The sequence below is a fragment of the Blastococcus sp. SYSU DS0510 genome (assembly GCF_054050835.1).
Genome location: NZ_JBJHAC010000002.1, coordinates 180,135 through 192,779 on the forward strand (window position 1 = coordinate 180,135; position 12,645 = coordinate 192,779).

13 protein-coding genes and 1 tRNA gene are annotated in these 12,645 nt (G+C 73.6%); 6 read left to right on the top strand and 8 right to left on the bottom strand.

The window, feature by feature from the left end; genetic code table 11:
• Positions 1–3: 3 nt before the first annotated feature.
• The 6 genes from ACI79P_RS02445 to ACI79P_RS02470 form a co-directional block, all read right to left on the bottom strand.
• A complete protein-coding gene (locus ACI79P_RS02445) occupies positions 4–603 on the bottom strand; it encodes a hypothetical protein (protein ID WP_456561900.1) in 600 nt (199 codons plus the stop codon).
• Positions 604–1,062: 459 nt separating this feature from the next.
• The gene (locus tag ACI79P_RS02450) at positions 1,063–1,641 is read right to left on the bottom strand and encodes a hypothetical protein (protein ID WP_456579452.1); all 579 of its coding nucleotides are present in this window, start codon (positions 1,639–1,641) and stop codon (positions 1,063–1,065) included.
• Positions 1,638–2,468, bottom strand: a complete 831-nt coding sequence (locus tag ACI79P_RS02455) for an ImmA/IrrE family metallo-endopeptidase (RefSeq protein ID WP_456579453.1) — start codon at positions 2,466–2,468, stop codon at positions 1,638–1,640. Before ACI79P_RS02455 ends, ACI79P_RS02450 begins: the two co-directional genes overlap by 4 nt.
• Entirely contained in the window at positions 2,465–2,821 is a 357-nt protein-coding gene (locus tag ACI79P_RS02460; RefSeq protein ID WP_456579454.1) for a helix-turn-helix domain-containing protein, read from the bottom strand. Before ACI79P_RS02460 ends, ACI79P_RS02455 begins: the two co-directional genes overlap by 4 nt.
• A 188-nt stretch (positions 2,822–3,009) precedes the next feature.
• Entirely contained in the window at positions 3,010–3,258 is a 249-nt protein-coding gene (locus tag ACI79P_RS02465) for a hypothetical protein (RefSeq protein ID WP_456579455.1), read from the bottom strand.
• Between the two features lie 43 nt (positions 3,259–3,301).
• Entirely contained in the window at positions 3,302–6,082 is a 2,781-nt protein-coding gene (locus ACI79P_RS02470; RefSeq protein WP_456579456.1) for a hypothetical protein, read from the bottom strand.
• 174 nt (positions 6,083–6,256) lie between these two features.
• Between ACI79P_RS02470 and ACI79P_RS02475 the strand changes: the two genes are divergently transcribed.
• Entirely contained in the window at positions 6,257–6,733 is a 477-nt protein-coding gene (locus tag ACI79P_RS02475) for a hypothetical protein (RefSeq protein WP_456579457.1), read from the top strand.
• Between the two features lie 132 nt (positions 6,734–6,865).
• Here the strand turns inward: ACI79P_RS02475 and ACI79P_RS02480 are convergent, their stop codons facing one another.
• Positions 6,866–7,213, bottom strand: coding sequence for a helix-turn-helix domain-containing protein (locus ACI79P_RS02480; RefSeq protein ID WP_456579458.1), 348 nt, complete (start codon positions 7,211–7,213; stop codon positions 6,866–6,868).
• Between the two features lie 125 nt (positions 7,214–7,338).
• On the opposite strand from ACI79P_RS02480, the gene ACI79P_RS02485 reads away from it, so the two are divergent.
• From ACI79P_RS02485 to ACI79P_RS02495, 3 genes are all read left to right on the top strand, one after another.
• Positions 7,339–7,566 (top strand): hypothetical protein, encoded by a 228-nt coding sequence (locus tag ACI79P_RS02485; protein ID WP_456579459.1) that lies wholly within the window; start codon positions 7,339–7,341, stop codon positions 7,564–7,566.
• A 199-nt stretch (positions 7,567–7,765) separates the two neighbouring features.
• On the top strand, positions 7,766–9,001 hold the full coding sequence (locus tag ACI79P_RS02490) for a hypothetical protein (protein WP_456579460.1): 1,236 nt from the start codon (positions 7,766–7,768) through the stop codon (positions 8,999–9,001).
• Positions 8,998–10,920 (top strand): hypothetical protein, encoded by a 1,923-nt coding sequence (locus ACI79P_RS02495; RefSeq protein WP_456579461.1) that lies wholly within the window; start codon positions 8,998–9,000, stop codon positions 10,918–10,920. The genes ACI79P_RS02490 and ACI79P_RS02495 overlap by 4 nt, the downstream gene beginning before the upstream one ends.
• 279 nt (positions 10,921–11,199) lie before the next feature.
• Here the strand turns inward: ACI79P_RS02495 and ACI79P_RS02500 are convergent.
• Positions 11,200–11,272 (bottom strand) — tRNA-Arg (locus ACI79P_RS02500).
• A gap of 182 nt (positions 11,273–11,454) precedes the next feature.
• Between ACI79P_RS02500 and ACI79P_RS02505 the strand changes: the two genes are divergently transcribed.
• Together ACI79P_RS02505 and ACI79P_RS02510 are read left to right on the top strand one after the other, a co-directional pair.
• A complete protein-coding gene (locus ACI79P_RS02505; protein WP_456579462.1) occupies positions 11,455–11,775 on the top strand; it encodes a GNAT family N-acetyltransferase in 321 nt (106 codons plus the stop codon).
• A 34-nt stretch (positions 11,776–11,809) separates the two neighbouring features.
• Positions 11,810–12,619 (top strand): Fpg/Nei family DNA glycosylase, encoded by an 810-nt coding sequence (locus tag ACI79P_RS02510; protein ID WP_456579463.1) that lies wholly within the window; start codon positions 11,810–11,812, stop codon positions 12,617–12,619.
• The last annotated feature ends 26 nt before the right edge of the window (positions 12,620–12,645 follow it).

Genomic DNA, 12,645 nt, shown 5'->3' on the forward strand with positions numbered 1-12,645 from the left:
GGGTCAGCGACCCGTGGCCTCGATGGTCACCTCGTGGTCCCCGAAGCGGGCCGCCAGAGGCTTCGTCGGCGTGACCCCCGACGGCAGCTCCACCACCGTGACGTGCCCGCTCATGTCCGCAGAGCAGACGTCCCGGTCGGGGAACAGCGGTCCCAGGCGGACCTCGATCTCTTGCTCTGCGACCACCTCGATACCAAGCGGTCCGCTGGGACAGCTGGAACTGCCGAAGGTGACCACCGCGAGGTACTGGCCGTCGTTGACCCAGGCGATCGAGGGCTGGAAGGCCGACTCGAGGGGCGACGGGCCACCGGAGTCGGGCGCAGGCGCCGGCGAGGGCGTGTAGGTCCGCTCGTCGAACCCTTCCCCGGGGTCGGGCAGCGTGATTCGGGGCGCAGGGGACGGCGCGGGGAGCACCTCAACGCGTGGTCCGGGGAGCGGCGTGAGCACGAACTCCCGGGCCTCGGGCGTATCAGCTCCGAGGCCGAACTCCGCGACGTAGGGCGAACTGCCCGGCCCGCCGGCGCCGCAGGCGGCCAGCGCAGGCGTGGCGGCCAGCAGCGCCGCCATCGCCAGCAGGGGCCACACCGGCCGGGGTCGGTTCACAGCTCGCATCGTGCGGTCCTACGACCTCGGAGTCCAGCAGCTCCACCCGAAGCGTGACGCAAGGGAGACGTTGCTGCGCGCCAGCGGGCTGCTGATCGCCCAGTGCACCGCGTGTCGCTGCCGCAGCTGGCCGCCGCACACGGCCAAGCTCAGAACCCCCTGGGTCGGCCGAGCGCAGCGGTCACCGAGGCCCGTCGAGGGACGCAGAGATGTCCCACATTTCCCCCCACGTGTTGCCGTACTGGATGATTCGGGGGGGGGGCTCCGGTGATTCCTGGTGCGGCCGTGCTGGTCCGCGCCGGTTTCGGCGGGCGCCCTATGCAGAGGTGGCGCTCACCCGACGGCGAGAACACGGGTCCAGGCGGCAGCACGTGGGCGACACGGTGGTCGTCGACCAGAGGGTCGGCATTGCAGGGCGCGCCTCCGGATGCTCCCCGCTCCGCCGGCCCACCTTGGACGTCAGAGTGGGAGCAGGCCGTCGTCGAACGGACGCATCTGGCTGTAGACCTTCGCCCAGGAGTGACCCCCGACGAACCAGCTCGGGTCTGCGTTCTTCAGCACCTGCTTCGTGCTCCAGAGGTGCAGCTGACCGGGCGCGCCTTTGGCCGACAGCCACCGCCGCTCGCGGTCGGCTCGCCGGCGGCCGTCGCGCTCGTCGATCAGCACGAAGACGTCGGTGCCCGCCTGTGCCAGCACCGAGGCGTGCGCCAGAACCAAGATCTCGCCCAGGCTGCTGGTGTCGGTGATGCGCTTCTCCGCGGGCATTCCGCTGACGCGGGAGATGGCGGTAGAGAAGGGCTCGGTGGTCAGGTCGTCGGAGAGGACCACCACCCGCTCGGAACTTCGAAGCGCAGCCCAGGTGCGCACGACCCCCGTGCGGCGGAACCGGGCGCTGCTGCCCTTGCCGGCCACCTCGGCGTCCACGCGCTCGGGCACGGTCAGCTGCAGGCCGCCGTGCTCGGCGGTCTGCAGCAGCACGTTCTGCTGACCGACCGCGAGGAAGTTCAGGGTCGGGCCGGCGTCGAGCAGGACGCTCACGAGGTCGACGACGCCCGACTGGCGAAACCAGGCGGGAACAGCGGAGCGTCGTCGTCGTCGACGTCGTCGGGTCCGGCCACGTCGTCCAGGGTGTGCCGTGCCGCTCCGAGCTGCTCGGCCAACTCCTCCGGCGCCTGCTCGTACCAGGCGGCGACCTCAGCGATCCCGACGGCGCCCTGGTGGTAGCCCTCGACCGCGCGGCGCATCAGCTGCTGCGGCGCACGCGGCCGCATCGACCCCAGCGCCAGAGCCTGGTACTGGCTGAGCCAGCCGTAGCGGGCGGCCAGAGACGGAGCGGACAGCGCCATCCATGCCGCGCAGGTGTCCGGGTCGATCAGGCGCGCCTGCTTGAACTGGATGGCCGCCATCGCCGGGGAGGCCTCGAACTCCTGGACGACGGCGGCCAGATCGCCATCGCCGATACCTGCCTTGCGTGCCGCGGTGCCGAACCGGTCGCGCAGCGCGGCGACTGGCAGCAGCAGGTGCCGGGCGAACGCGTCGGCCTGGATCTCCGCGGGCGTGCGGGCACCAGGCACGGGTGCGTCGGCGGCATTCAGGTCGCCGCCGACCACGTGGCCCATCTCGTGAGCCAGCGACGACCGCTGCCGCATCGGGTGCCGGGTGGTGGCCACGACGATGACGACGCGATCGGTGACCGGGTCCAGCATCGACAGTCCGTGCTCGGCGTCCCCGGCGTCCATCGCCAGCGCGTCAGAGTCCAGAGCGGTGTGGGCGAGCTCGAACAGGTCGCCGAGGGGGCGCGTCCCGAGGTCGTGCTTGAGCCGGAACGCCTCCGCCCGCTCCCGGGCGATCTGTTCGTTGCTCACGTCTGCTCGATGCCCTGGTCGGTGAGGTAGGCGTCAAGCTCCAGGTAGGCGTGCAGCTTCTCCCGCATCGCCACCATCTGCGGCTGGGACCCGTCCGTTCGGGCGGCGTAGCGCACCCGGTCGCGCAGCGCGGCCACACCCGTGATGGCTCCCGCGCGCACCCCGAAGCGGTCGGCCAGCAAGATCAGCTCGTGGCCCTTGAGGGGCCGACTACCGGTCTCGATGCGCGAGTACGTCGGCTGCGACACGTCGATCACCTCGCACGCCTCCTCCTGCGAGACGCCCGCCGCTTCGCGGACCTCCCGCAGCCGGTTGCCGAGCGCTTCCTGGTTGATGAGCACCGGGGAAGTCATGATGAATAGCACCTCCTGAGCTATTCATTGTGCCGGAGGGGCGGCCCCGGTGCAATGAGGTTGCGGACCAACCACCCCGGTGGCGTGAGCGGTGGTCCAGCTCGACACTCAGCCGGGGCGGACTCCGGGACGCCTGACTCGACCGCCGATCTGTCATGAGCCGCACCCGATCGCACCGATTGGAACCGTCAGCCGCGATCCCGGCGTGCCTGCGTACGCTGAGCGGCCAACTCCTCCAGGGGGCGCAAGGCTGCGCGCGCCGTGTCCCCGAGGTCGTACCCGGCGACGAGGCCGCCCCCACCCCTGCTGACGAGGTACCCGACGTGCCAACCCTCGGCGTCCGGCTCGAAGGTCACGCCGATGCCGTGCTGCTCGCCGGCGGCCAGCAGCTCTCCGATCGCCTGCAGGGTGTCGGGCTCGAAGACGTTGTCGCTCACGGTGCGCAGCGTGCCATGGCGGCGCACACCGGACGGCCGCTGGCTAGGCAGGTTCAGCCGCGCCTCGCTGTGCGCTGTCGTGCATGTCCTTGATCCAGCCCGCCGTGATGTCGCGGAGCAGCACCTTGGCGGCGACCAGGTCGTCGGGCATGAAGCGAGGCGGGGTGGTGGTGCCGATGGGGGACGGTTGGGCGGCACGCTTCCTGCGCAGCGCTGCCACAGCCGTGAACCAGGTGAACTGCTGAACGCTCTGCTGCTGGGTCACCAGTGCGCCGACATCCAGGCGGTTCGCCGCGTTGGCGCGCAGCGCGTCCACCTGGTCCGCCTTGAGCACGACGCGCTGCCCGGCATCGTGACGAGCGATGAGGGCGAGGTCGACCATCTGGTCGGCGACGTTGATGGCTGCCTCGATGAAGGCCCCCGGGTCGTGGCGGTTGGCTGAGCGGGCCCGCGCCTTGTCCACCCATTCCGAGAACCGGTCGCGGTGCTGTTCGTCCGGGATGAGTACGTTCGGGTCGAGGCCGGTGGTCGACAGGTCGAGCAGCTCGGCCAGATTGCGGAGTGCCTCGCCGGTGTCGCCGGAGGTGAGCCGGTGCAGCGCCGCGTCCAACAGCTCGGCGACCTCGGCGTGGTCCTCCATCGCGGCGAGGTTGACCAGGGTCTGATGCTCGTCCGGGGAGCCCTGGGTCTCGGCGAGGACGCGGGCGGCCGCCAGGCGGATCCCGGTCGCCGAAGACCCCGCCAGGGGCACAGCGGCTTCGCGGGCCTTGGCAGCGTCGAGGTCGACTGCCGTGCGCAGGTGCGCGATCCGCCGCTCGCTGTCGAGCGCCAGGTTCTGTGCCAGCTGCGCGTGCCGCGTTGCGAGCTCGCCGCGCAGAGCGCGGAGGTCGGGCTGACGGCCACCGCGGCTGCTGTCGGCGGTGAGGACCAGCTGCGCCCGGTCGAGGTCGGCGCCGTCGGCGTCCAGGTCCAGCCGGCGGATCCACTGGCAGGCGGCGCGGAGCACGTCGATGTCACGCTGCTTGGTGAGAAGTCGGCGGATGTGGTCGGTGGTGTCCTCGCCCAGCTGGTCGGCGAGGTCGTGAGCCGCCGCGTGCTCGAGGACCGCTCGCAGGACCACGGCGTTGGGGTGCCGTGCCTCGGGTTCGTCGAGTGCGGCCAGCGCCCGCGAGAGGACGCCGAACACGACCTCGGGCCACGCGCTTACCACCTCGAGGATCCGCAGGTACGTCTCCGTGTCGGCCGTCGTCCAGTCCACGCCCGCCGGCGACTCCTCCGCGGGCGGGTCCAGCGGGCGCCGCCGCTCCTGCCGGGCGGGCTGAGCCCCGAGCAGGGTGTTGGCCGCCTGAGCGGAGAGATCCTCCCGCGCCGCGAGCAGCACCGCTGCGGCCTCATTGGGGGTGCGCGCTGCGTGAGCGGTGAGGGCGGCCAACCCACCTTCAGCGGCGAACGCGGTGATGGCGGCTGGGTGCTCGAGCACCGCGTCCAGAAGTGCGGCGCGCAGCTGCTGGCTCGCCGTCGTGCCGACGGCGGTCCGCATCAGCCCTGCGAAGAAGTCAGCGACCAAGTTGGACCTCAGCGCGCGGGCCGCGCCCGCGGCGGCATCGACGAGTTGGGCGGTGCGCGCAGCATCGGCGGTGCGGGGGTCGATGGCGAGCATCTTGGCTGCGGCGGCGCCGAGCTGGCGTGCGGCACCCTTCGTCCTCACGTCAGCAGCGCGGGCAGCCAGCTCGGCTGGGTCGACGGCGTCGATGAGCTCGTCGGCGACGGCGTCGGCGTCGTGACCAGCGAGCGCGCTGGCCCACAGCCCGTCGAGGGCTTCGCGGCGGCGCTCCTCACGGCGCGAGAAGTGACCCTGCAGGCCTTCGGCGAGCCGCCGCCGGAAGCCGGCGCACGCTGCCGCGGTGTAGCGCGCGTGGGCCCATACCGAGAAGGCGGCCACGTCCTCCAGCCGGAGGTCGGCTGCCGCGCGGTGCAGCAGCTCTTCGGCAACGGCCGGCTGATCGAGTGCCGTCAGCACTTCCCGCAGCCCCGCGGCGCCGAGCTTGGAGATCAGCCCCGCCTCGAGCAGCGTCCGACGTCCTGTCCCGCCGAACGGCCCGGTGAGGAACTCCGTCGTGGTCTTCACCGGGAGTCGGCCGAGCAGCCGCGCGACGGGCTCCCAGTCGGTGCGGTCGCCGCCGCCGCGCCGCTGCATCTCTGCGAGGGATGCGACGATCCGGCGCGCCTCCTCGGCCTCGATCGGGTCGCGGAGCCGGGCGAGGACCGCGCCGCGCTTCGAGTAGGGCTGCTGGTTCGCGAGGTCGAAGACCGCCGCGCGATCCTCCGGGCGCTCTGACGCGCCCAGGATGTCGAGAGCAGCATTGAGCACCTCCGGGAACCGGTCCGCCGGATCCCGCACCACGTCGTGCGCCAGGGACACCACCCAGGGCGCGGTGTCGTCGAGGCGCCGGAGGATCTCCGCGCGGCTCGCAGTGGCAGCCGAGATGAGCTGGCGGTCGCGCTGCGTCATCTCCTCGAGGACATGGTCGGTGACCGCGTCAGTGAGGCTCTCCGGCACTGCCAGCTGGGATGCCAGCTGCTTCGCGCTGGCGAACCGCTCAGGGCTCTGGGCCGCCAGCGTCCACCACCAGGTGAAGGCCGCCGCGTCGTCGCCATGCTCTGCGAGCAGCTGCAGTGCACGGTCGCCGCCCTGGCGGGCAGCGACAGCGGCGAGCGCGGTGTACTCGCCGGCGGCGGCCAGGCCGTCGTCGCGGAGCCGGCCGAGTTCTCCGGGCTCGATGGGCGTACTCGTCCGCGATCGGTCCCCGTCAGCCGCTGCCACTTGCGCTTCCCTTCCTCGGTTGTCTGCTGCCCGGCGGACGGTACCGACGCCGTCGACATCGTCTTGTGTTCCGCAGGGACGTCGGCCTGTGGGTGCGCCGCGGCGGGGATCGACGATCTACGGCGGCGCGCGGCACACTGACCCGGTGCACACCGTGTACCGGGTAGGTCGCCGGTGAGCGCGCCGGCCGCCGACGCGCTGGCCGAGCTGCTGAGCGCCCACCTCGACCCCGACCTCCCGGATGCGGGCCGGCTGCTGGACGTGCCGCCACCCACCGCCGCCCGAGCCCTCGAGCTCCTGCCGGGCGACCTGCCTGCCGCCCGGCTCAACGGCGTCCGGCCGCCGATGACCTGGCTGGTCGAGTACGCCACGCTGCTGGGCGGGCGGCTGGTCGGAGCCCTGACCGCCGGCCGCGGGCTGGTGACCTTCGACGGCATCCAGGTCGACGCGGCCGTCGCACCTGAGCTGGCTGCGCGGGTCGCCGCCGACTGGCCTGCGGCCGGAGACCTGCACGGCGCGCTCGCCGCAGCCACGGCCGAGATCTGGACCTCGTGGACCGCCGGGTGGCCGACGTGGCGCGGGCCTGGGACCGACCTGCTCGCCCGGCCGCTGCCGGCCCGCGCAGCGGTGGTCGGCCTGTGGTGGGACTGACCCTCCAGCCGAGACGGACCGGCAGTGTCCTAGGGCTGGGTGGGCGGGCCAGCCCAGTCGCGGCCGTCCCAGTACTGGGGCACGTAGTGCGGCTGAACGGAGGCCAGGCGGGCACACCGCCCGAGAGTCGGATCAGCCTTCTGCGGCCGGGCGCGGGTACGGGCGCGCCTGCGGGTCGTCTCGTACCTCACTGTCGAACCCCAGGGCGATCGCGATGCGATGCACTGTCACCGCGTCCGGCCAGCTCTGCCCGCTCTCCAGCTCACTGACGGTCTGGCGGCGCATCTTCCCGGCCCGTCGCCCGACGGTCTCGAACGACCAGTCGAGGGCTTTCCTGCGCTCGCGGATCGTCTTCGCGGTGCGGTTGTACCGCTGCAGCGCCTCATCGAAGACGGCGTCACCGGTGTCGAAGACCGCAGTGCCGTCGTCCCAGCTGCCCGAGATCACGTAGGAGATCGGGGAGCGTTCGCGCGGCGGCACGCAGCGACCGTCACACGGCATGCGCGTCGTCCGTGGCTCCGCACCGAAACTGTCCGCGTAAGCAGACCGATCCCGTCTGTGCCGAACGACAGCGACCGTCTGCGGGCGTTCGAACGGTCTCCGACATGGCTAACAACCCGACTGGTCAGGACCCTGACCGCCGCCCGCACGGCTGGCGACTGCGCGAACCGCGGTTCATGTCGCTGGGCAACCTGCTCCTGCCCAGCTACGAAGAAGCGCTCGCCTCTGACCCGAACGCCACGCCGGCCAAGGCCGTAGCGGACGCCATCGGGAACACGCTCGCGGGCGAGCTGGAGTGGTTTCTCTCCGAGTCCCGGCGGGGGCAGCGGTGACCGCCTTCCCCTCCGACCGCCCGGTGCTGTCGCGCGCCGTGCTGCGTGTGCGCGCTACCGCACCGGATCGGTTCGCTGCGGGGTTGCCTGTGGCCGCGCGGCCCTGCAACATGCACCCGGGGGATCGATCTTGGACATACGTTCGAATCCACGGAGCGTGGCATGGCGGCGACCCCCGGGCCGGTTCGCGGTGTCCGCCGTGGCTGACCCGGCGTTCACCCGCAGCGGCGCCGCGGCCCGCAAGCCGGCGGCGGCTGCGCCGCGAGCGCCGCGCCGCCACCGCCCGGGGCCGGCACCCGCCCCCACAGCGGTCCCGCCGGCCGAGACGAACCCGGCGCCGGCGGAGGACGAGGTGGCAGTGCGGCTGGCGATCGCGCTGGCCGAGCTGCCCACCGAGGCCACCGACGCGATCACCGGCTACCGCAACCGCTCGTTGTCCGACGAGCAGTGGGCCCTGGTCGCCGACCTGGTCCGCCTCGGCATGGCCGTCGGCTGGCCGGCCGGCGCCCGCCGCGGCGGCGGCAACATTGGCTGGGCGATGGGCCTGCACGCCCGGGTCCACCTACTGCTGGGCACCAACCGCACCGTCGCCGGCTGGTACGGCCCCGACGCGGTCGCCACCACCCTCGCCGGCGGGCGCGTCGGCCACGGAGCCGACGCGTTTACCGTGCCGCCGCAGTTCGCCTCCGCCTACAACGCCCGGCTGCGGACCATCGGCCGCGTCCTGGTGCCCTCCACTCCGCCGCCGGCGCGGAAGTTCACCGCCGGCGAGCCCGCCGCCCCGCTCACCGCGGCCGAGCTGGAGGAGGTCCTCGACTTCTGCGCCGCGCACCGCAGCCCCCGCTTCGGCGGGCGCGTCGGCGAGCGCCTGGCCCGGATGGTCTGGCTGATCTGCGGCACCGGCGCCCGCAACGAGGACCTGGTCTCCGTCGTCGACGGCAAGCCGGTGCACGTCACCGGCGAGGCGGTCACCCGCACCGCGGACGCGGTCGCGTTCACGACCGCCGGCCCGTCGCCGCGGCGGATCCCCGTGCTCGCCACGTGTGAGGGCGCCGTCCTCGACGCCGCGGCCGCCGCCGGCGAGCGGCCGCTGCTGGAGCGGCTGCCGCGCGCCACCCAGGTCACCGACCGGGTCATCGACTCCTCCGGCTGGGCGGCCGAGCAGCGGTTCACGCTCAACGCGCTGCGCCTGCGGCACACCTGGCTGGCCGCGGTCTTGGCCGGCGGCGTGCCCTACCCGGCGCTGCTGCGCGCCGCCGGCATCGGCGGCGAGCGCATCCTCGGATCGCTGTCCGCCCGGCTGCCTGCGCTCGACGACGCTGCCTACGAGGCCGCGCTGCGCTGCAGCACCGGTCCGCTGCCCACCGCCGGGCAGCTGCTGCTGCCCGGGCTCACCCACCCCGCCCCGCGACCGCCCCTGCAGGAGCAGCCGTGAGGATCGACCCGCACACCGGCGAGGTCCTGCCCGACGACCCCGCCGACGGCCCCGGCGGCGCGGACGGGGACGTGGAGGTCACGCTGCCGGTCCGCGGGCGGCCCGGTGGCTGGGCTGCGCTCGCCGCCGCCTCGGCCGACGCGCCACTGGTCGGCCCGGACAAGGTGACCGTCGTGCGGGTGCCGCGCGCACTGGTCGCTCTGGCCGAGGCCACTGTCGACCGCGGCCCGCTGGTGGGCTACCTCGAGTCGCTGCTGCCCGCCCAGGAAAGGCGCCCCACCGGCGGCCGCGTCCGGGTGCTGCGCGTCCGCACCCTGCTTGTCGGGTTGCTGCTGCTCGCCCTGGCCGAGCAGGCGATGATCGTCCGCGACGCGGTCGCGCTGCTCAACGCCCTGCACCCGTCGGACAAGCACCGCCTCGGCGTGCCCGAGCGGCTCACCGAGCGGATGGTGTCCCGGCTGTTCAACCAGGTCGCGCATGCCCTGGATCCGTCGCCGCACTCACCGCACAACCTCGCCGCCCGCCGCGCCGGCCACGAGGCCATCCGCGAGCAGCACCCCGGCGAGGACAACCGGGCGCTGCGCCGCGACCTGCACCGCGAGCTCGAGGCCGCGCATGCCGAGGCCCTGGCGGTCAACCTGAACCGGCTGCGGTACGTGCTCGACCGCGGCCTGGACGCCACCCTGCCCGAGACCGTGCACACCGGCTCCTACGCCGTGGACGCCTCCGAGGTGGCCAGCTGGGCCCACCAGTTCCACAAGCAGCCCCGCCGCCCGGAGATGATCAGCGACCCCGACGCCCGGTGGAACGGCAAGGGCAGCGGCTGGTTCGGCTACTGGCTGCACGGCGTGGTCCGCGTCGGCGAGGTCGGCGGCCCCGACACCCCGTGCCTGACCGAGCGGCTCGAGCTGACCGCGGCCAACGCCGACTCCCGCGTCGCCGGGCTGGAGCTGCTCACCCGGATGGTCGCCGACCACGAGCGCGCCGACGAGGCCGCCGGCCGCGAGCACCGGCCCCGCCGCGACATCCTCGCCGACCGCTTCTACACCTCCGAGGTCGAGCGGGCCGACGACTGGATCTGGCCGGTGTTCGCCCTCGGCTTCGACTCGGTGCACTACCTCACCGCCCACCAGATCGGGCAGGGCCGCTGGCCGCTGCTCAACGGCGCGATCGTCGTCGACGGGCAGCCCTACAGCCCGCGGCTGCCCGAGCACCTGCGCGACCTCACCCCGCCGAAGGTCGGCGCAACCAAGGCCGAGATCCTCGCGTACCAAGCCCAGATCGCCCAGCGGGCCCCGTACGCGCTGCACGCCGTCGGCGGCCGCCGCGACGACGGTTCTTGGGACTTCGGCTGTAAGGCGATGAAGCTGCTCGGGTCGCTGCGCTGCGACCTCAAGCCGCACTCGATGGGCAAGGCCCCGAGCGCGCGCCGGCCGACGACCGACCCGACGGTGTTCACCCCGCGCGCGCTGCCCAAGATCTGCGGGCAGGAGAAGTCCCGGGTGCAGATGACCGAGCTGCCGTTCTGGCAGCCGCTGCCGCACGGGTCGGCCGAGTGGTGGGACAGCATCAACCGGCGCAACCGCGTCGAGGGCATCTTCGGCAACGTCAAGAACGACGCCGCGCAGAACGTCACCCGCGGCCGGTTCCGCGTCATGGGCCTGGCCCGGGTCAGCCTGATGACGCTGTTCCTGGTGATGGCGGCCAACCTGCGCCTGATGCAGACCTTCACCGCCCGCCAGGACAAGGCCGCCGCCGCGGCCGCCCTGGCCGTTGCCGGCCACCGCCCGGCCCCGCGGGCCACCCGCAAGCCGCGCATGCACAACCGGCTGCGCCACGAGATGCGCGAGCGCATCGACGCCCGCCGCGAGCTCGCCGCCGCCGGCGACGCCCGCGCCGGCGCACCACCGGGCGCCTAGCCACCGGCCGCACCACCCCGCACCGCACCACCCACGCTCCGGCGCGCCCACGACGGGCGCGCCGGGGCCTCGGCATGCCCGCAGAGGGCCCCGGACGCCCCCACGGCGGCGGCACGGCAGCCACGGAACCGCGACCGCGGCCGCGACCACCCCGCACACACGACGACGGCCCCGCCGGACCCCCTCATCGGGGCCGGCGGGGCCGTTCAGCGTCCCCCGGGAGGCCGACCGGTGACCAACGGTCAGCCCGACCGGGGGTCAACGGTTAGCACTCGTGGGTGCCCCCGGCAGGATTCGAACCTGCGACACACGGTTTAGGAAACCGATGCTCTATCCCCTGAGCTACGGGGGCCACGGCGCGATCTCCCGCCCCGGACCGACGCCCAGAGGCTATCGGTTGGCCCGGCGGAACCCGGGGAGCACCCGACTCGTCGGTACGGGAGAGAGAGCGCACGCTTCCAGCGGGTTACGGTGCTGGGGTCCGAGCCGAGCTCCGGCAGCGTGGCCGGGGGTCAGGGAAGGTGGGTCACAACCATGGAGACCACGGTGGTCGACGTCCCCGAGCGGGGACGGTTCGAGGTCCGGCAGGGCGAGCGCGTCGTCGGACTGGCCAGCTACCACGTCGAGAACGGGCAGATGACCCTCCCGCACACCGAGGTGGACCCCGCCATGGGCGGGCAGGGCCTCGGCAAGATGCTGGTCGCCGGCGTGCTCTCCGCGGCTCGGGAGCGCGGGCTCACGGTGCTGCCGTACTGCTCGTTCGTCCGGCACTACATCCAGCAGCACCCCGAGACGGCCGACCTGGTCGCCCCGGCGGACCGGCCGCACTTCGGCCTGGAGACCGCCGACCGCTGAGCAGGCGGCGCGGGCCGCGACCTAGGCTGCGCGGGTGCCCGAAGGCCACACCCTCTTCCGCCTGGCCCAGCACCTGCAGCTCCCCTTCGCCGGCCGCCCGGTGCACGTGACCAGCCCGCAGGGGCGCTTCGAGGCCGGCGCCGCGCTGCTGGACGGCCGGGTGCTCGACGAGGTCTTCTCCTACGGCAAGCACCTGTTCGCCCGCTTCGGCGGCGACCACCTGCACGTGCACCTGGGCCTCTACGGCACGTTCCTCACCGGCGTCGGCACGCCCCCGGTGGCCAAGGGCGCGCTGCGCATGCGCTGGGTGGGCGACGGGCCGGACGGCGCCGGGGTCTGGGGCGACCTGCGCGGCCCCACCGCCTGTGAAGTGCTGACCACGCCGGAGGTCGACCGGATCCTGGGCAGGCTCGGCCCGGACCCGCTGCGGCCCCGCGCCGACGGCGCGCTCGCCCACCGGCGCATCGCGGGCAGCCGCACGGCGGTCGGTGCGCTCCTCATGGACCAGTCGGTGCTGGCCGGCGTCGGCAACGTCTACCGCGCCGAGCTGCTGTTCCGGCACCGGGTCTCGCCGTTCCGCCCCGGCCGCGAGATCGGCGCCGACCTGTGGGCCGCCATGTGGCGGGACCTGGTGACCCTCATGCGGTCCGGCGTCCGGATGGGCCGCATCGTGACCACCCGCCCCGACGACCGGTCCCGCCGCGGCGGGGCGGTGACGCGCGAGGACGCCCACTACGTCTACCGGCGCACCGACCTGCCCTGCCGGGTCTGCGGCACGGAGATCCGCACCCAGGTCATGGTGGGGCGCAACCTCTACTGGTGCCCGGTCTGCCAGGCCGTCTGAACCGGGACCGCTCGCGGCGCGTGTAC

What these genes read in the sequence shown, in the direction of transcription:
- ACI79P_RS02460 (WP_456579454.1), bottom strand. Translation starts at nt 2,821, where the DNA reads ATGACTTCCCCGGTGCTCATCAACCAGGAAGCGCTCGGCAACCGGCTG.
- ACI79P_RS02485 (WP_456579459.1), top strand. Translation starts at nt 7,339, where the DNA reads ATGGCTAACAACCCGACTGGTCAGGACCCTGACCGCCGCCCGCACGGC.
- ACI79P_RS02505 (WP_456579462.1), top strand. Translation starts at nt 11,455, where the DNA reads ATGGAGACCACGGTGGTCGACGTCCCCGAGCGGGGACGGTTCGAGGTC.